Consider the following 18535-nt stretch of genomic DNA (forward strand, 5'->3'; position numbering starts at 1 on the left):
GCGGGAGCCCGGAGGGGCGGGAGCCCGGAGGGGCGGGAGCCCGGAGGGGCGGGAGCCCGGAGGGGCGGGAGCCCGGAGGGGCGGGAGCCCGGAGGGCGGGACCGGAGGGCGGGACCGGAGGGCGGGAGCCCGGGGACGGGGGGAGCAGGAGCCGGGTGGGGCGGGAGCCCGGAGGGGTGGGAGCCCGGAGGGGTGGGAGCCCGGAGGGGTGGGAGCCCGGAGGGGTGGGAGCCCGGAGGGAGCGGGAGCCGGGTGGCGGGAGCCGGGTGAGGCGGGAGCCGGGGGGGGCGGACCCTGGGGGCAGGAGCCCGGGGGCGGGGGGAGCAGGAGTCGGGTGGGGCGGGAGCCGGGGCGACCGATGTGGGGCGCGGGTTTCGGGGGCGCGGGGCGGATGGGGCGTGCCGCCGGGCCGCCGGGTGGGCCAGGCGGCCCGGACGTACGTCGTGGCCGACGAGGCCGGGGACGCCGACAGGGCTGAAAGCGGCCCCCTACGCCTCGACGACGGGAGTTGGGCACATCAGCCGCGATGCCCCGTCTCGCGGGCTCGCCTCGCCCGCCGGCAGCTTCGCCCCCCGGCGCTTCACACGGCGGACCGACGGCCCCGGCGTCACGGTGCTGTGGCGCTCCCGTCGGCATTGACGGCCCAGGGGTCCGTACGCCGACGACGGCCGGAACAGTCCCCGAGGCCGGGTTCCCGCCAGGAGCCTGTGCTGCTCGGCGGTCGGGGCCGCACATCCGCCACGAGGCCCGGTCTCACGGGCTTGTCGCGGCGGTCCGCCACGACGGGCTCCGTCGCTTCGCGTGGCAGAGCACCGGCGTCGGCGGCGAGGTGCCCTGGTGTCGCCCTCCGACACAAGGGCCCTAGTCTCCGTGGGCCGGCTACTGGCACGGCGGGTGGGGCCACCCGACCGGCCGCAGTGGATCCAGGGGGCGTCAACATCCCGCGGCCCACGCCGAATTACGGCCCGCAGGCCGGTGAGCACCGCGCGCAGGTGCGCCGCCGGAGCCCCGGAGCCTCCGCCCCCGGTCCCCGTGCCGTCAGTCCCGGGCCATCCCGAACCGGGCGCGCAGGCCCGTGCGTTCGTCCGTGGCCACCGCCGCCGCGCCGTCCGTCACCGTCTCGTAGACGGAGAGGATGTCCGCGCCGACCGTCGACCAGTCGAAGCGCCGCACATGGGCGCTCCCGCGCTCCCGCAGTTCGGCCCGGCGCTCCGGGTCGGCGAGCAGGCGTACCGCGGCCGCGGCGAGGGCGTCCGCGTCCTCGTTGGCGAACAGCTCACCGGCCGCGCCCTGGTCGAGGACCTGGGCGAAGGCGTCGAGGTCGGCGGCGAGCACCGGCGCGCCGGCGGACATCGCCTCGACCAGGATGATCCCGAAGCTCTCGCCGCCCGTGTTGGGCGCGATGTACAGGTCGACGCTGCGCAGGAAGCGGGCCTTGTCCTCGTCGCTGACCATGCCGAGGAACTCGACGCGCGAGCGCATCTCGGCGGGCAGCGACTCCACGGCCTCCTTCTCGTCGCCGCGTCCGGCGACCAGGAGCCGCGTCTGCGGCCGCTCGGCGAGGATCTTCGGCAGTGCCTTCATGAGCACCGGCAGACCCTTGCGGGGTTCGTCGATGCGGCCGATGAAGCCGATCGTGTCGCCCTGCCACTCCGGCTTGGGCTTGGCACGGGCGAAGAAGTCGACGTCCACGCCGTTCGGGATGACGACCGCGTCCCCGCCGAGGTGCTCGACGAGCGTGCGGCGCGCGTACTCGCTGACCGCGATGCGTGCGCTGATCTTCTCCAGGGCGGCCTGGAGGATCGAGTACGCGGCGACCATCGCCCGGGAGCGCGGGTTGGACGTGTGGAAGGTCGCGACGATCGGGCCCTGCGCGGCCCAGCAGGTCAGCAGACCGAGGGACGGCGAGGACGGTTCGTGGATGTGGACCACGTCGAAGGTGCCGTCGTGCAGCCAGCGCCGTACCCGCGCGGCCGACAGGAAGCCGAAGTTCAGCCGGGCGACCGAGCCGTTGTACGGCACCGGGACCGCGCGGCCCGCCGAGACGACGTACGGCGGCAGGGGGGTGTCGTCGTCCGAGGGGGCGAGGACGGAGACCTCGTGCCCCAGGCCGATGAGGTGGTCGGCCAGGTCCCGGATGTGGAACTGGACGCCGCCCGGGACGTCCCAGGAGTACGGGCAGACGATGCCGATCCTCACGGAGTCCTCTTCTCGGGAGTCACGGGAGTCACAGGGGTCACGGGGGGCTCGGGATTCACGGGATGCCCCGGGTTCGCGGATTCCTGAGCGAGGGACTCCGGGGAAGCCTTCCCGGGGTCGAGGTCCTTGAGCCACAACCGCTGCAGCATGTGCCAGTCCTCCGGGTGGTCGGCGATTCCCGTGGCGAAGGCGTCGGCCATCGCCTGTGTCATGACAGACGTCTTCTCGGCACGGGTGCCTGACGCGGGAACCTCGACGGGCGGATGGACCCGGCCCTGCATGACGGTCGAGTCGTCGTACCAGAGCGTCACGGGCAGCAGCGCGGCGCCGGTCTGCTGGGCGAGCAGGGCCGGTCCGGCCGGCATCCGGGTCGCCTCGCCGAAGAACCGCACCTCGACGCCCGACGTGGACAGGTCGCGTTCGGCGACCAGGCAGACCAGTCCGCCGTCGCGCAGCCGCCGGGCGAGCGTGCCGAAGGCGGTGCCGCCGCTGTGCGGCAGGACCTCCATGCCGAGGCCCTCGCGGTAGGCGACGAACCGGTCGTACAGCGACTCGGGCTTGAGGCGCTCGGCGACCGTCGTGAAGGGCGTCTCCAGCTTGGTGGTGACCCAGGCGCCGGCGAGGTCCCAGTTGGCCATGTGCGGCAGGGCGAGGATGACGCCCTTGCCGGCGGCGAGCCCGTCGGTGAGGTGGTGCAGGTCCTTCGGTTCGAAGCCGCCCCGCACCCGGTCCGCGCTCCACGCGGGGAGCCGGAACGACTCCATCCAGTAGCGCAGGTACGAGCGCATGCCCGCCCTGGAGAGCTCCGCGAGGCGTTCCGGTGTCGCGTCGGGCACCACGCGCGCGTAGTTGCTCTCCAGACGCCGCACGCCCTTGCCGCGCTTCTTCCAGGCGAGGTCCGCGATCGTCCGGCCGAGGCGCACGGCGACGGGCTCGGGCAGCTTCTTGACGGTGCCCCAGCCGAGCGCGTAGGCGCCGTCCGCCAGCCGGTCCTGGAGGCTGGTCACGAGGTGGCCTCGCTGCTCGTCGCGGCCGCGGCGGCGTCCGCCTCGGCGGACTCCCGGCGGACGGTGACGACGCGCTGGACCAGCGTGACGAGACTGCCGACGGCGACGATCCACAGCGCGATCGGCAGCAGCACCTGGATGCCGGGCACGCCGAACGCGTGCAGGCCCGCCAGTCCGGCCGCGACCAGGGAGATCACCAGTCGTTCGGCGCGCTCCACGAGACCGTTGACGGCGACCGGCAGACCGATCGCCTCACCGCGCGCCTTGGTGTACGACACCACCTGGCCGCTGGCCAGACAGAAGATCGAGACGGCGCACAGGACGTTGTTGTCGCCGTTGCCCGCGTACCAGAGCGCGAAGCCGCCGAAGATCGCGCCGTCGGCCACCCGGTCGAGCGTGGAGTCCAGGAAGGCCCCCCAGCGGCTGGAGCGGCCGAGCTGGCGCGCCATGTTCCCGTCGACGAGGTCGGAGAACACGAACAGCGTGATGACGATCGTGCCCCAGAAGAACTCTCCCCGCGGGAAGAAGGCCAGTGCGCCCGCCATCACTCCGGCCGTGCCCAGGAAGGTGACCGTGTCGGGGCTTACCCCCCGGCGGATGAGAAACGCGGCGAACGGTGTGAGGACACGCGTGAAGAATGCACGCGCGTACTTGTTCAGCATGGCCTTCCCGAGGGTCGGTGTCGCCGTGCGGCCCCTGCTGGCCACCGGCCGCCCCATCGTAGTCACGCGTGCGCTTGTGCGACGGCCGGGCACCCGCACCCCGTGTCACGACGCGATCCCATCGGTGTCCCGGCGCCGTCGCGTCCGCTGTATGGACGCACCGTGACGCGAGTGCGAAGCTCGAAGACACCGCGGGCGTCACCGGTGCCGCCACCGCACGCGGCCTGAGCATGTCCGCGCCCACAGTGACCTCACCGTGCACGGGAGGCAAGGCCATGGGCGACAAGGCGAACGCACACCCCGGAGCCGCCGGCAGGGCTACGGCGGCCGACCACCCCGCTTCCCTACGGAACGTGGTGCTGGTCGGCCACAGCGGAGCGGGCAAGACGACATTGGTGGAGGCTCTCGCGCTGACGGCGGGAGCGGTGAACCGGGCGGGCCGCGTGGAGGACGGCGGCACCGTCTCGGACTACGACGAGATCGAGCACCGGCAGCAACGCTCGGTACAGCTCTCCCTGGTCCCCGTCGACTGGGACGGATACAAGATCAACATTCTGGACACCCCGGGGTACGCCGATTTCGTCGGGGAACTGAGGGCCGGTCTGCGCGCGGCGGACGCGGCCCTTTTCGTCGTCTCGGCCTCGGACGGCGTGGACGGCTCGACCCGGATGGTGTGGGAGGAGTGCGCGGCGGTCGGCATGCCGCGCGCCATCGTGGTCACCCACCTCGAATCGGCCAGGGCCGACTTCGAGGAGATGACCCGGATCTGCGCCGAGGCGTTCGGCGGGGACGACCCGGACGCCGTCCTGCCCCTGTATCTGCCGCTGCGGGGGCCCGAGGCGCCGGACGGGCACGCGCCCGTGACCGGCCTGATCGGCCTGCTGACCCAGCGGCTGTTCGACTACGCCTCCGGAGAACGCAAGGAGGCGGAACCGGGTCCCGAGCAGCGGCAGCTCATCGAGGACGCCCGCAACCGGCTGATCGAGGGAATCATCGCCGAGAGCGAGGACGAGACCCTCATGGACCGCTACCTGGGCGGCGAGGAGATCGACCTCAAGACGCTCGTGCAGGACCTGGAGCGGGCCGTGGCCCGCGGCACCTTCTTCCCGGTGCTGGCCGCCGCCCCGGCCGCCGAGGGCGCCCGGCAGGGCCTCGGCACGGTCGAGCTGCTCGAACTGGTCACGGGCGGCTTCCCCACCCCGCTGGAGCGCCCGGCGCCCTCGGTGACCACGCCGGACGGAGCGGCGCGCGAGGTCGCGGCGTGCGACCCGGACGGCCCGCTGGTGGCCGAGGTGGTGAAGACGGCGTCCGACCCGTACGTCGGCCGGGTGTCCCTGGTCCGGGTCTTCTCGGGGACACTGCGCCCGGACGCGACGGTGCACGTCTCCGGGCACGGGCTCACCGACCGCGGCCACGAGGACCACGACGTCGACGAGCGGATCGGCACGTTGTCCGCGCCGTTCGGCAAACAGCAGCGGGCTCTGACCCACTGCATCGCGGGCGATCTCGCGAGCGTGGCCAAACTGAGCCGCGCCGAGACCGGCGACACCCTCTCGGCCAAGGACGACCCGCTCCTCATGGCGCCCTGGCGGATGCCGGACCCGCTGCTCCCGCTCGCCATCGAGGCGCACAGCAAGGCGGACGAGGACAAGCTCTCCCAGGGGCTCGGACGGCTGGTCGCCGAGGACCCCACCATGCGGCTGGAGCAGAATCCGAGCACCCACCAGGTCGTCCTGTGGTGCCTGGGCGAGGCCCACGCGGACGTCGCGCTGGAGCGGCTGCGCAACCGCTACGGCGTGCAGGTCGACGTGGTCCCGCACAAGGTGTCCCTGCGCGAGACCTTCGCCGGCACGTCCAGCGGACGGGGCCGGCACGTCAAGCAGTCCGGCGGGCACGGCCAGTTCGCGATCTGCGAGATCGAGGTGGAACCCCTGCCGAACGGCTCGGGCATCGAGTTCGTGGACAAGGTCGTCGGGGGCGCGGTGCCCCGTCAGTTCATCCCGTCCGTCGAGAAGGGCGTGCGCGCCCAGGCGGCCAGGGGTGTGGCGGCGGGCTATCCGCTCATCGACGTGCGGGTCACGCTGCGCGACGGCAAGGCGCACTCGGTGGACTCCTCCGACGCCGCCTTCCAGACGGCGGGCGCGCTGGCACTGCGCGAGGCGGCGGCCGACGCCAGGATCCACCTCCTGGAGCCGGTGGCCGAGGTGAGTGTGCTGGTCGGCGACGACTACGTGGGCGCCGTGATGAGCGATCTGTCGGGGCGGCGCGGCCGGGTCGTCGGCACCGAGCAGGCGGGCGGCGGGCGCACGCTCGTACGGGCGGAGGTGCCGGAGATCGAGATCGGGCGGTACGCCGTCGATCTGCGGTCCATCTCGCACGGCACCGCGCGGTTCGACCGGCACTACGCGCGGCACGAGCCGATGCCGCAGCAGATCGCCGAACGGATCCGTGAACGCACCCCGGACTCCTGAGGGTTCGGGGCGCCGTTCGTCGGCGGACGGCTTCGGCCGTCCGCCGACGAATGTCGGTCATGCCCGTTACTCTGAGAACCTGATCAAGACGATGACCTGATCAACAGGTGTGCGGAGCACCGAAGTCGGGAAAGCCGCAGGAGCGGGTGCGGCGGCGATGGGGGCGGAAGTGACGTTCGAGGGTTTCGATTTCACTCCCGGGGCGCAGGTGCCGCTCACGGGCTCCGCGGGGCAGACGGCGGCGACCTTCGCCCTGGCCTCGGCGGCGTACCGCGACAGTCCGGTCACGGAGATCCTCAAGGCCGACAACGAATGGCATCAGTCCACCGTCAAGGCCCCGCGGATCAAACTGCTCGCGCCGAATCTCGGCGAGGCCTTCTCGACGGCGGTCACCGGCCGCATGCTGGGCGTCGGCCGCAAGCCGCTCATCCAGTCCTTCGGCACCGAGCCGCAGGCCGTCGTGGAGCACTGCCTGGCGGCGACCAACATCCGCCGGGAACGCGACAATTGGCTGTCGGCCGTCATGGTGCTCTGCGGGCTGCTGTTCCTGCCGGGTCTCGTGGTGTGGCTGCTGGTCTTCACGATCCGCACGCAGATCGCCAAGAGCGAGAACAAGCGCGCCTCCGCCCTCGGCACCACACTCCTGCTCGCCGCCGGCGCCCTCGCCGTCCTCTTCCTCCTGCGGATGCCGTTCACGGGCTTCTGGGGCTGGTACGGACGCGCGTCGGTGGTCCTGCCCGTCGTCGGCTGGCTGTGGGCCAAGCAGATCTGCGAGCGGACGGCCAAGGACCTGCGCGCCCGCTGGGACAGCCTCCTGTCGGGCGGCGGTCTCGGCGCCAAGATTCCGGAGGCGGTCCCCGGCAGCCCGGGTGAGACGGCGGCCGAGCGGCTGCGCCAGTCCCTCGCCCGCCTCAGTGCCGAGCAGCAGTCCAACTCCGTGTTCTACGCGGGCCCCAAGGGCATTCTCGGCATGGGGACGCGCTGGGGCAGCTGGCAGCTCGCCGAGGACCTGGTGCCCCGGGACGCGGCCAAGGAGATCCACCCGTTCCGCAGCTGGGACGTCATCCGCAGCATCCACGACCAGTTGCGCATGCTGGAGCGCGGACCGCTCAACACCGGTGGTTTCCCGGCGCCTTCGCTCAAGCACTGGGTGGTCACGCCGATCGGGGAGAACGCGAAGGCGGTGTCCCGGCCGGGCGGCACGGACGTGGACGCGTACACGGTCCGGAACCACGCCATCCAGGACATCTGCAACAAGCAGCAGTTCGGCAGCGGCGACCGGCACTACCTCGGAGTGCAGTGGACGCTCTGGGACGGCCAGCTGGTCATCACGATGCTGATCACGGTGACGGTGCTGCACGAGACGCTGCGCATCGAGGTCACGGGTCACGCGCTGGGACCGGTGAACTCGTTGTTCACCACGAAGCCGGGGGCCCCGACCAAGGAGGTCGCGAAGACCGTCCGGTTCTGGGAGACCCGCAAGGTGAGCCTGCCGCTGGTCACCGCGGACGAGGTCGTACGGCTGGCCGCGCGGGCCCCCCTCAGCTGGTATCCGCCGCTCCTGGACTGGCTGGGCGGATCCCTGGCGCTGCCCGAGCCGTTCGGACTGCGGCACGCGTGGGCCGACCAGCCGTGGCGGCACCGCTTCATGGCGGACGACGCGCTGCGCGCCGCGACGCCGGTGCTGCGCGTGGTGCACGCGGCGGCGATCAGGGTCCTGGAGGAGAACGGCGCGGACACGGAGAAGTTCGGCAGCCGCTCGTCGTTCCTCAGTACCGCCGTGCAGGACGCCGCGCCGCGCAAGGCCGATCTGTACGACGCGTAGGGCCAGGTGGCGGGCCGGAGACGGCCCGCCCCGCCCCCGGGTCAGGCTCCGGGACGGACCGGACCGATGACGGTGCCGGCCCCGACGACGAGCGGGCCACGGGCACTGGACTCGCCGGGGATCACCCCGTCCGGGGCCTTGAGCGTGAAGGTCGCCTCGTCGGCCCGGACACCGCCGGGACGGCCCGGCACCCGGATGTCGAAGTGCACCGGACGCCCCGGGCCGAAGGTGACCATCGCGCGCTGCGAGCCGTACCGGCCGGCGGTGACCCCGCGGGGGGAACCGTGGTGGTGGAACCGCACGTCGGCCGGTGACCCCGCCAGTCGGCAGGGCGCGTACCCGGGCGCGGCGGTCAGGGTGACCCGGTAGTGGCGGTGCCCCGAGTGGGCGGGGCTCGCGGTGATCTTGGCGGTGTGGTTCGCCGGGCGGCACGCGGACGGAGCCGCGCCGACAGCCGTAGGTGACGACGCCTGTGCCGTTCCGAGTCCCGCCCCACCGGCGAACAGAGCGGCGGTGACGGCGATCAGGGCGCTGCGACGACGCACGGGCGTCCCCCTCCTGTGGTCCCGGCGGATCCGGGCGAGCACCTCTGACCTGTCCGCCGGAACCCCCCGCGCAGTCGCGCCCCGCCGCATTCCCCTCGTACGGGTGATGCCCCGGTGGCGGAAACGGCCGATGCCCGGGAGGCGATCGCCTAGGAGGCGGGCCAGGAGTCCGCGAGCATCTTGCGGGTGTCCGCGAGGAGCTGCGGGAGGACCTTGGTGTGGCCGACGACCGGCATGAAGTTCGTGTCGCCGCCCCAGCGGGGCACGATGTGCTGGTGCAGGTGGGCGGCGATACCGGCGCCGGCGACCGTGCCCTGGTTCATGCCGATGTTGAAGCCGTGCGCGCCGGAGGCGGTCCGCAGGGCGGTCATGGCCTGCTTGGTCAGCTCGCCCAGTTCCACGGTCTCGGGAGCGGTGAGGTCCGTGTAGTCGGCGACGTGCCGGTAGGGCACGACCATCAGGTGCCCGCCGTTGTACGGGTAGAGGTTCAGCACCGCGTACACCTGCTCGCCGCGCTTCACGATCAGCCCGTCCTCGTCGGACTTGGCCGGGATCGAGCAGAAGGGACAGCCGTCGTCGGCCCCCGGGCCGGTGGGCTTGTTCTCGCCCTGGATGTAAGCCATCCGGTGGGGCGTCCAAAGGCGCTGGAACGCGTCCTGCGTTCCCACTCCGATCTGCTGCTCCGGCTCACTCGTCATGTGGTGCAGCATATTGCTTCGCCCGTTCGCGGCGTGTCGGCGGGTGCCCGGGAAAGGCGCCTGCGGCCAAGCTGGGGCCATGGACGACGACAGCCCCACGGTCCGCTGGCGGCAACGCACCGAGGTACCGCTGGGGATCGCGTCGATGTTGTTCCTGACCGCCTACGCGGTCCATGTGCTGGGCCCCGGTCTGCCGCGCGATGCCCGGAACGTCTGCCTGATCGTGATCGCGGCCACCTGGGCCATGTTCCTCGCCGACTACCTGGTGCTCTGGCGGCTGAGCGGGCGCGGCCTCGCGTTCGTCCGGACGCACGCGCTGGACACCGTGGTGCTGATCCTGCCGCTGCTGCGGCCGCTGCGGGTCGTCCGGCTCTACGACGCGGTGCAGCGGCGGCGCGGGGAGCCCCGGCTGCCGCTGTACTCCCGCGTGATGTTCTACGCGAGCATCGCGGTGCTCCTGCTCGGCTTCTCGGGGGCGCTCGCCGTCTACCAGGCGGAACGTGAGGCGCCGGACGCGACGATCCGCACCTTCGGGGACTCCGTCTGGTGGGCGTGCTCCACGCTGGCGACGGTGGGCTACGGGGACGTGACGCCGGTGACGGCGCGGGGACGGGTGATCGCCGTGGCCATGATGGTGTGCGGGCTGGCCCTGCTCGGCGCGGTGACGGGCTCGTTCTCGTCGTGGCTGCTGCAGGTGTTCTCCCGTGAGGGCGACGACGAGAGGCCCCCGCGAAGCTGAGCTTCCCGGGGGCCTCGTCGGCTGTGGCCGCGGATCAGACCTGCGCGCGCTCCTCGACGACGCGGGCGATCTTGGCGATCGCCTCGTCGAGCGGGATGCCGTTCTCCTGCGAGCCGTCGCGGTAGCGGAACGAGACGGCGCCGGCCGCCATGTCCTCGTCGCCCGCGATGACCATGAAGGGCACCTTCTGCTTCTGCGCGTTGCGGATCTTCTTCTGCATCCGGTCCGAGGAGGCGTCGACCTCGACGCGCAGGCCCTTCTTCCTGGCCTCCGCGGCGAACTTCTGCAGGTACTCGACGTGCGCGTCGCCGATCGGGATGCCGATCGCCTGGACGGGCGCCAGCCACGCCGGGAACGCGCCCGCGTAGTGCTCGAGAAGCACGGCGAAGAAGCGCTCGATGGAACCGAAGAGCGCGCGGTGGATCATGACCGGGCGCTGCTTGGAGCCGTCCGGGCCGGTGTACTCCAGGTCGAAGCGCTCGGGCAGGTTGAAGTCGAGCTGCACGGTCGACATCTGCCAGGTGCGGCCGATGGCGTCCTTGGCCTGCACGGAGATCTTCGGGCCGTAGAAGGCGGCGCCGCCCGGGTCCGGGACCAGCGGGAGGCCCTGCTTCTCGGCGACCTGGCGCAGCGTCTCGGTGGCCTCTTCCCAGACCTCGTCCGAGCCGACGAACTTCTCCGGGTCCTTGGTGGACAGCTCCAGGTAGAAGTCGGTGAGGCCGTAGTCGCGCAGCAGGTTCAGGACGAAGGTGAGCGTCTTGTCGAGCTCCTCCGCCATCTGCTCCTTGGTGCAGTAGATGTGCGCGTCGTCCTGCGTGAAGCCGCGGGCACGGGTCAGACCGTGCACGACGCCGGACTTCTCGTACCGGTACACGGTGCCGAACTCGAAGAGGCGCAGGGGCAGTTCACGGTACGAACGGCCGCGCGCGTCGAAGATCAGGTTGTGCATCGGGCAGTTCATGGGCTTGAGGTAGTAGTCCACGCCCTCGTCGAGCTGCATGGGCGGGTACATGCCGTCGGCGTACCAGTCCAGGTGGCCCGAGGTCTCGAAGAGCTTCCCCTTGGTGGCGTGCGGGGTGTAGACGAACTCGTAGCCCTCCTCCTCGTGCCGGCGGCGCGAGTAGTCCTCCATGACCCGGCGGATGATGCCGCCCTTGGGGTGGAAGACGGCGAGGCCGGAGCCGATCTGCTCCGGGATGGAGAACAGGTCCAGTTCGTTGCCCAGCTTGCGGTGGTCGCGCTTCTCCGCCTCGGCGAGGAACTCGAGGTGCGCCTTCAGCTCCTCCTTGGAGGGCCAGGCGGTGCCGTAGATGCGCTGGAGCATGGGGTTCTTCTCGCTGCCGCGCCAGTACGCGGCGGCGTTGCGCATGAGCTTGAACGCCGGGATGTTGCGGGTGGTGGGCAGGTGGGGACCGCGGCAGAGGTCCTTCCAGCACAGCTCGCCGGTCTTGGCGTCGAGGTTGTCGTAGATGGTCAGCTCGCCGCCGCCCACCTCGACGTCCGCGCCGTCGTCCGAGGACGCGGAGCCCTTGATGCCGATGAGCTCCAGCTTGTACGGCTCGGCGGCGAGCTCCTCGCGGGCGTCCTCGTCGGTGACGACGCGGCGGGAGAAGCGCTGGCCGCGCTTCTGGATCTCCTGCATCTTCTTCTCGACGGCCTTGAGGTCCTCGGGTGTGAAGGGCCTCGCGACGTCGAAGTCGTAGTAGAAGCCGTCCTTGACCGGCGGGCCGATGCCCAGCTTGGCCTCGGGGAAGAGCTCCTGCACGGCCTGGGCCATGACGTGCGCGGTGGAGTGGCGCAGGATGTTCAGGCCGTCCTCGGAGGAGATCTCGACGGGCTCGACCTCCTCGCCGTCACGCACCTCGTAGGCGAGGTCCTTCAGCTCGCCGGCCACGCGGGCGGCGATGATGCTGCGCTGCCCGGCGAAGAGCTCGGCGGCCGTAGTGCCCGTCGTCACCACGCGCTCTTCCCGCTCGGAATCGCGTTGGATGACCACACGGACCTCTGACACCGGACTCTCCTGACTGAAGGCGACTCCACACCACATACGGCATGGCATGGCAATGCCCCGAATCCTACCGAGCCCGGGGACCCCTCCGCGAAAGGGTTGTGGACGGAGCGCCCTCAGTCCCCGCTGCAGGCCTCCTCGAAGAAGTCCAGGTTCTCCTGCAACGACTTCATCAGCCGGTCCCGCTCGGCCTCGTCGACCTGTACCGGGACGACACCGGAGGCGTCCGTGAGCCTCCGGAAGCCGCCGCGGCTCTCCAGGCGTCCGTGCACACGCACCGGCAGCCCGACCAGATGGGCCTGGCCCGCTATCCGGTAGGCCTCCTCGTCCAGGGTGACCCGTACGTGCGGGACCTCCGCGCCGGCGATGACCCGCAGCCGTACGGTGCCCGCGCCGCGCGGACCCGACCGGCACATCCTGACGACCGCGCCGGTGACGCGTACGGGCACGGACGGCTCCTCGCGCAGATACCGGGCTCCCGCCTCGCGGAGCACGGGAAGGTCGCCGGGTGAGAACTCGACGGCCTCGGCGGGGTTCGCCCCGCCCTCGGGAACACCTTCGGCGGGCGACCACTCGACGGCGATCCGGGCGCCCTCCGTCCCCCGCACGAGAGCCACCAGGGCTTCCATCAGCTCGTGGCTGACGCCGGCCTCGACGGCCGCGTCGAAGGCGTCCATCCCGCCGGTGGCCCGCTGGTAGTCGATCGCCTCGCGGGCCGCGTACAGCGCCTGGTGCAGGCGGACGGCGAGCGGCCGGCCGGTGGCGACCGGTACGAACGCGGTGAGGCGGCGGCCGCCCGGTTCGGCGCCGACCAGCACGCTGTCCAGGGAGGCGGCGGCGGACCTGCGGTGCCGGGCGCCGTAGTAGCCGGCACGCGCGCGGGTGGCGAGCGCGGCGGCGAGCAGCATCTGCCGGGCGGCCCCGCGCAGTTGCTCCTCGACGGTCCAGGGCGCGGCGCCCGCGGGTCCGGTGGGCACATCACGCCACCAGCGGATCTCGTCGCTGGGGACGGCGAGCGCGAGCAGCACGTCGCGCGCGGACGGCGAGCCGCTGCGGGCGAGCGCGACGAGTGCCTCGCCGAGCAGGTCGTCGCTGTCGGGGAAGGCCCGGTTCTCCGGCACCAGCAGGCTGGTGCCGCCGCCCCCGGGCCCGGGTGGTGTCCACCTGCCGTACCGTCCCGGAGCTCCCCCGCGCCGCCGCCAGCCGTGGCGTTGCAGGAGGGCGCCGAGCACGGCCGGGTCGACCCGGTCGGGGGCCGGAGGGTCGTCCCAGAGGGTTTCGGCGGGGTGCGGCCTCACCGGTCGCAGCGGCTCGTCGATCGGGCGGTGTGTCATGGTCTGCCTCCCGTCCCGACCCTCGTCATGATCTCGCAGAGGGCACGGTCGTCGAAGATCCGGGCCGTCGGGATGCGGACGGTGGTCCGGCGCCGGCCCGTGATGGCGTGCCCGGCGAGGTTGATCCAGTAGCAGCAGTGCCGCAGGTCGAGCCGGTCGTGGCCGGCACGCAGCCAGTCGTCCTGGGATCTGGGCACGAGCATCACGACCAGGATCTTGTGCACCGAGACCGGGGTGCGCGCGAGCTTCGCCAGGTGGGGGTTGTCGAGCGTGAAGGAGAACGCGGGCCCCGGTGGGTCGGGCGGTATCTGGTACGTGCACTTGAGCTGCACCTTGATGGTGACTTCGTCGTCGACCGTGTGCCCGGGGGCGCTGTGGCTGACGTGCCAGTCGATGCCGTTGTCGGGAAACGGCTGGGACAGCGAGCAGCCGGCCGCCGCCGCCACGGCGTGCAGGTAGCCCACCTGCAGGGTCTCCATGCAGGCGGTGGTGGCGAGTGAGCCGCGATGGGGTGCCGTCCGCTGGGGCAGCAGCCCGCCCCGTTCGGGCTGGGCGAGTGCCATGAGTCCAACAGCCTTCCAGGCTTGGTGTATCCGCGCGTCGGGTCGCTGAACTGCAAAGACCCGTACCTCTGTTGTCTCCTTCCGGCGTACGGCGCAAACAGCCCGGGTATCACCAAACGGGCAGAAGACGGTGCGTCAGCTGCCGTGGGTGAACGAGGAGTTGTGTAGGTATGACGTGCTGGTACGAGGGCCCTCTGGCCGCGTTCGACACGGAGACGACGGGCGTGGACGTCGAGACCGACAGGATCGTGTCGGCCGCCGTCGTCGTCCAGGACGCCGCGGGTACCCGCCCCAGGGTGACCCGATGGCTGGTGAACCCGGGAGTGCCGGTGCCCGCGGGCGCGACAGCGGTGCACGGGCTCACGGACGAACATCTGCAGCGCAACGGCCGCTGGCCTGCGCCCGTACTGGAGGAGATAGCGCGCGAGCTGGGCGAGCAGGCGGCGGTGGGCCGGCCGCTCGTGGTGATGAACGCCCCGTTCGATCTGACGCTCCTGGACCGGGAGTTGCGCCGGCACCGGGCGTCGCCGCTGGACCGCTGGTTCGACCCGGCGGCGCTGCGGGTGCTCGACCCGCGGGTCCTGGACAAGCACCTGGACCGCTACCGCAAGGGGCGCCGCACCCTGACCGACCTGTGCGCGCACTACGACGTGGTGCTGGAGGGCGCGCACGACGCGGCGGCGGACGCGCTGGCGTCGCTGGAACTGGTGCGGGCGGTGGGGCGCCGGTTCGCTCCGCGGCTCGAACGGCTGTCGCCGGCCGAGCTGCACACGCTCCAGGCGGTGTGGCACGCGGCGCAGGCGCGCGGGCTGCAGGCGTGGTTCGCGCGCAGCGGTTCGGACGAGGCGGTGGATCCGGCGTGGCCGCTGCGGCCCGATCAGCCGGCGGCCGCGGCCTGAACGGGCACGTGGGCACAGGCACAGGCACAACGAAAAACCGGTCCGTCGGTGACGGACCGGTCTTCTCCGGGTGGGCGATACTGGGTTCGAACCAGTGACCTCTTCGGTGTGAACGAAGCGCTCTCCCACTGAGCTAATCGCCCGGGAACGCACCGAACCATACAGGTCCCGGCGGGTGGGGTTCAAACCGCTTCGAGGTAGGTCCTCAGGCCGCGCCGTCCCGCGCGCATCATCAGGGCGTGGTTGGCGCGGAAGAAGGGCCGTCCGGGCACGGCCAGGCGGCGCAGCAGTGCCGTGGTCACGCGCACTTCCTGGTCGTAGTGCGCGCGGGTGCCCGGTCCCGTGACATCGAGGGTCCAGCGCGCCCAGCCGTCCAGGTCGCCCGTCATCGCGATCTCCAGGACGCCGGCCGCGGGGTCCCGGCGCGCCTCGCGTGCGGTGAAGGTGATGTCGTACGGCAGGGTGGAGCGGATCCGGATGACGCCGCTGCGGTCGTCGACCGGTGTCACCGCGCGCACCTGCGGCCACCAGAGCGGGTAGTTCTCGGCGCGTTCCAGGGCGGCGAACACGGCTGCGGGAGGCGCGGGCAGCTCCCACTCGCTGTGGAAGCGGTAGTGACTCCAGTCCATGGAACGAGTGTGCCCGTGGTCGGGCCCTCCTCATGTCCGTTCGTATGCGCCCTTGTTCGCGGGCGGCCGGGTCCCGTACACACGGACCCGCCGGCGGACCTGAGTACGGCGTGAGTACGCGCACTCATGTCCTGGACATGTGGCCGGAACCACACTCCGGAACATGACCCCTATCCCGCCCCCGGCCGAAGAGCTGCGGCTCTTGGACGCCGAACTGCGGCAACTGGACGCACGCCGGGCCGTGTTGCTGCACCGCCGTGCCTGGCTGGTCCACGTGCTGCAGCCGCGGCCCGTCCCGACGGCGCCTCCGGCGCCGGTCCGCCGGCCGGAGGCCACGGCGCCCGGTGTGCAGAACGTGCTCCTGATCCTCGGCGGCATCCTGCTCACCGTCGCCGCCGTCGCGTTCACGCTCGTGAGCTGGGGCCACCTGGGGATCGTGGGGCGGTCCACCGTGCTCGGCGCGGTGACGCTGGCCGCGCTCGGTGCGCCCGTGCCGCTCCTGCGGCGCGGCCTGCGGTCGACCGCCGAGTCGCTGGCCGGCCTCGGCATGGTCCTGACGGTCCTGGACGCGTACGCCCTGCACACGGTCGCGCTGCCGGACACCGACGGCGTGGGGTTCGCGGCGTTCGCCTCGGCGGCCCTGGCCGCCGGGTGGGCCGCGTACGGGCTCACGGTCGGCGCGCGGCGCGGCGCTCCGGGGGGCGAACCGGTCGGGGTGACCACCGAGGGTCCCTCCTCGGCGGTCCCCGGGCAGGAGTCCGCGGCGAGCGGTGCCGGTCCGAAGGAGTCGGGCCCGGACACCGGAGCGGTACGACGGGGGACCGTCCTCGGCCTGCGGCTGCCTGTCCCGGCCGCCGTGGTCGCCGCCCAGTTCCCGCTCGTGCTCTGGGCGGCCGCCGTCGGTGCCGGGGCGCACGCCATCACGGCCGCCCTGCTGGTGACGGCCGCGTTCGACGCCGTGATCGCCCTGCGCGCGTCGTCGACGGCCGTCCGGGTCGTCGCCGCTGTCGGCGCGTTCGGTCTGGGGGGCTGGGGCACGTTCGCCGGCTGCTACCTGTCCTGGACGGCGGCCGGTCCGGGCGCCGCGACCCGGGCGGCCGCGCTCCTGCTCCTCGCCGCGTCGATCGCCTTCTCGGCGGGGTGGGCCGCCGCGCGGCCGGGCCTCGCGACCGGCACCGCCACGGCCGCCGGGCTGATCACGGTCGTCGCGTCCGGTGGTGTGCTGCGTACGGTCCTGCCCGGCGAGTGGACCGTCGCCGGCCATCTGGTGTGCGGCCTGGCCCTGTTGGCGGCCGTCGTCCGGCCAGGGCTGCCGGATCCGGTGCGCCGCGGGATCGCCGCCGCCTCCGGCTCCGTGCAGGCGCTCGCCGTGGTCTGGGCGCTGCCCGTGGTGGTGATCTCGCTCGTCGGACCGCTCGGCCGGGCCGGCGCGGTCTGGTCCGGTGCCCCGGCGACGGCCCGGGACGCGCTGACGAGCGGTCTGCCCTGGCCGCCGGACGCGCTCACAGCGCCGCTCGTCCTCGCCGTCGTCGCGGCCGTCCTGGCGGTCACGGTCCGCTCCGCCGCGTGGCGTCCGCGGGCCCTGACGGCCGCTCTGGTCCTGGCGTGGTCGACGGCTCTCTCGCTCCCGGCCGCCCTCGAACTCCCCTACGCGGCAGGCCTTTCCGTCCACGGACTGACGACGGTCGCCCTGCTGGCGCTCGCCCGCCGCACGCGTCCTCCGGTGATCTCGGTGGTCCTGGCCCTGGTCACCTCCGTCGATCTCGCGTTCCTGGCGCTGGCCTCCGAGACCGCCACCCTGACCGTGTTCGCCGCGCTGACCGTCCTGTTCGCGGTCACCGCCCGGCAGCCCGGTCTCGGTCCGGTCGGGACGCCCGCCGCCCTCGTCCACCTCGCCGCCTCGGCGTGCGCGGTGGGCGCGTCCCTCGGCTGGCAGCCCCAGCACACGGCCCTGCTCGTCCTGGCGGTCCCCGTCGTGGCCGCTCTTCTCGCGGCGCGCCTCGACGACGTGCCGACGAGGGTGTCGGCCGAGATCACCGGAGCCGTCGCGGCCCTGCTGACCGTCACGCTGACCGTCACCGACCCGCCGATGCTGGCCACGGTCCTCGCGCTGTGCGGGGTCATCGCCGCGGGCACCGCCGTACGGGAGGACCGCCGGTCCGTCGGCTACGCGGCCGCCGCCCTGTTCGTCCTGGCCGCCTGGGTGCGGCTGGCGGCCTGGGACGTGACGTCCCCGGAGGCCTACACGCTGCCGGTGACCGTCCCGGCGCTGCTCGTGGGCGTGTACCGGCGCCGCGAGGACCCGGCGGTCTCGTCCTGGACCGCGTACGCGCCGGTGCTGTCCGTGAGTCTCTTCCCGAGCCTCCTGGCCGCGTGGGCCGATCCGCAGACGCTGCGCCCGCTGCTGCTCGGTGCGACGGCGCTCGCCGTCACGCTGCTGGGCGCCCGGCACCGCCTCCAGGCGCCGCTGCTGCTCGGCGGCACGGTGCTGACCATGGACGCGCTGCACGAACTCGCGCCCTACATCGTGCAGATGGTCGACGCACTCCCCCGCTGGGTGGCGCCCGCGCTCGCCGGCGTGCTGCTGCTCGCCCTGGGCGCCACGTACGAGCAGCGGATCCGCGACGCGCGGCGCGTGCGGGACGTACTGGGACGGATGAACTGACCGAGGAGCCGTCGATCCGCCACGGCGGCGCCGGTCGGCCCTCGGCCACCGGCGCCGCCGGACGTCTCGGTGAAGCCGTGGAGACAGAACCGCCCGGTACCGCTTCCGGGAATTCGGAAGGCCGTCGCGGGTATTGGCGCGGAGGCGCGGGGCGGCTGTCGCGCCCGTCGCCCGACCGCGGAAGCTCCCGGTCCACAGGGCCGGGGAGAGAGGGCCGACGGCCACACCTCGGCCGCTGCGCATTTCCGCGCCGGGGCCACCCGGGTGTATCTCCGGCGCGTCGGGCGGCGG

General features: G+C 72.7%; 14 protein-coding genes and 1 tRNA gene. 5 read left to right on the forward strand and 10 right to left on the reverse strand.

Features of this window, described 5'->3' with window-relative positions; genetic code table 11:
• Window positions 1–1038 precede the first annotated feature (1038 nt).
• The 3 genes from ABZT74_RS13240 to pgsA are packed head-to-tail and all read right to left on the reverse strand — an operon-like array spanning window position 1039 to window position 3925.
• The gene (locus ABZT74_RS13240; RefSeq protein WP_356177089.1) at window positions 1039–2199 is read right to left on the reverse strand and encodes a glycosyltransferase family 4 protein; all 1161 of its coding nucleotides are present in this window, start codon (window positions 2197–2199) and stop codon (window positions 1039–1041) included.
• The gene (locus tag ABZT74_RS13245) at window positions 2196–3206 is read right to left on the reverse strand and encodes a phosphatidylinositol mannoside acyltransferase (RefSeq protein ID WP_356177090.1); all 1011 of its coding nucleotides are present in this window, start codon (window positions 3204–3206) and stop codon (window positions 2196–2198) included. Before ABZT74_RS13245 ends, ABZT74_RS13240 begins: the two co-directional genes overlap by 4 nt.
• Window positions 3203–3925, reverse strand: a complete 723-nt coding sequence (gene pgsA / locus ABZT74_RS13250) for a phosphatidylinositol phosphate synthase (protein ID WP_355866460.1) — start codon at window positions 3923–3925, stop codon at window positions 3203–3205. Before pgsA ends, ABZT74_RS13245 begins: the two co-directional genes overlap by 4 nt.
• A gap of 218 nt (window positions 3926–4143) precedes the next feature.
• Here pgsA and ABZT74_RS13255 point away from each other — a divergent pair, with 218 nt between their 5' ends.
• Together ABZT74_RS13255 and ABZT74_RS13260 are read left to right on the forward strand one after the other, a co-directional pair.
• Entirely contained in the window at window positions 4144–6339 is a 2196-nt protein-coding gene (locus tag ABZT74_RS13255; RefSeq protein WP_356434659.1) for an elongation factor G-like protein EF-G2, read from the forward strand.
• A 157-nt stretch (window positions 6340–6496) separates the two neighbouring features.
• Window positions 6497–8164, forward strand: coding sequence for a hypothetical protein (locus tag ABZT74_RS13260; RefSeq protein ID WP_356434662.1), 1668 nt, complete (start codon window positions 6497–6499; stop codon window positions 8162–8164).
• Window positions 8165–8205: 41 nt separating this feature from the next.
• Here the strand turns inward: ABZT74_RS13260 and ABZT74_RS13265 are convergent, their stop codons facing one another.
• Together ABZT74_RS13265 and ABZT74_RS13270 are read right to left on the reverse strand one after the other, a co-directional pair.
• The gene (locus ABZT74_RS13265; RefSeq protein WP_356434664.1) at window positions 8206–8709 is read right to left on the reverse strand and encodes a DUF4232 domain-containing protein; all 504 of its coding nucleotides are present in this window, start codon (window positions 8707–8709) and stop codon (window positions 8206–8208) included.
• Between the two features lie 149 nt (window positions 8710–8858).
• Window positions 8859–9419, reverse strand: coding sequence for an HIT domain-containing protein (locus ABZT74_RS13270; protein ID WP_355866027.1), 561 nt, complete (start codon window positions 9417–9419; stop codon window positions 8859–8861).
• Between the two features lie 67 nt (window positions 9420–9486).
• Between ABZT74_RS13270 and ABZT74_RS13275 the strand changes: the two genes are divergently transcribed.
• Window positions 9487–10146 carry a potassium channel family protein gene (locus tag ABZT74_RS13275; protein WP_356177094.1) on the forward strand — a complete coding sequence of 220 codons (660 nt, stop codon included), beginning with the start codon at window positions 9487–9489 and terminating at the stop codon, window positions 10144–10146.
• A gap of 34 nt (window positions 10147–10180) precedes the next feature.
• Here the strand turns inward: ABZT74_RS13275 and thrS are convergent, their stop codons facing one another.
• The 3 genes from thrS to ABZT74_RS13290 all read right to left on the reverse strand — a co-directional run bounded on the left by thrS (window position 10181) and on the right by ABZT74_RS13290 (window position 14051).
• Window positions 10181–12157 (reverse strand): threonine--tRNA ligase, encoded by a 1977-nt coding sequence (thrS, locus tag ABZT74_RS13280; RefSeq protein WP_355866021.1) that lies wholly within the window; start codon window positions 12155–12157, stop codon window positions 10181–10183.
• 113 nt (window positions 12158–12270) lie between these two features.
• A complete protein-coding gene (locus ABZT74_RS13285; protein WP_356434667.1) occupies window positions 12271–13488 on the reverse strand; it encodes a hypothetical protein in 1218 nt (405 codons plus the stop codon).
• On the reverse strand, window positions 13485–14051 hold the full coding sequence (locus ABZT74_RS13290) for a DUF4365 domain-containing protein (protein WP_355866015.1): 567 nt from the start codon (window positions 14049–14051) through the stop codon (window positions 13485–13487). The genes ABZT74_RS13285 and ABZT74_RS13290 overlap by 4 nt, the downstream gene beginning before the upstream one ends.
• 170 nt (window positions 14052–14221) lie before the next feature.
• Between ABZT74_RS13290 and ABZT74_RS13295 the strand changes: the two genes are divergently transcribed.
• The gene (locus ABZT74_RS13295) at window positions 14222–14950 is read left to right on the forward strand and encodes a 3'-5' exonuclease (RefSeq protein WP_355866012.1); all 729 of its coding nucleotides are present in this window, start codon (window positions 14222–14224) and stop codon (window positions 14948–14950) included.
• A 71-nt stretch (window positions 14951–15021) separates the two neighbouring features.
• Here the strand turns inward: ABZT74_RS13295 and ABZT74_RS13300 are convergent.
• Both ABZT74_RS13300 and ABZT74_RS13305 read right to left on the reverse strand, forming a co-directional pair.
• Window positions 15022–15093 (reverse strand) — tRNA-Val (locus ABZT74_RS13300).
• 39 nt (window positions 15094–15132) lie between these two features.
• Window positions 15133–15579: an SRPBCC family protein gene (locus tag ABZT74_RS13305; RefSeq protein ID WP_356177098.1), complete on the reverse strand. Its 447-nt coding sequence runs from the start codon at window positions 15577–15579 to the stop codon at window positions 15133–15135.
• A gap of 163 nt (window positions 15580–15742) precedes the next feature.
• On the opposite strand from ABZT74_RS13305, the gene ABZT74_RS13310 reads away from it, so the two are divergent.
• Complete coding sequence (locus ABZT74_RS13310) at window positions 15743–18244, forward strand: hypothetical protein (protein ID WP_356434670.1); 2502 nt, start codon at window positions 15743–15745, stop codon at window positions 18242–18244.
• Window positions 18245–18535 lie beyond the last annotated feature (291 nt).

It is taken from the genome of Streptomyces sp. NPDC005302 (assembly GCF_040607345.1).
In the GTDB taxonomy this organism is placed as follows: domain Bacteria; phylum Actinomycetota; class Actinomycetes; order Streptomycetales; family Streptomycetaceae; genus Streptomyces.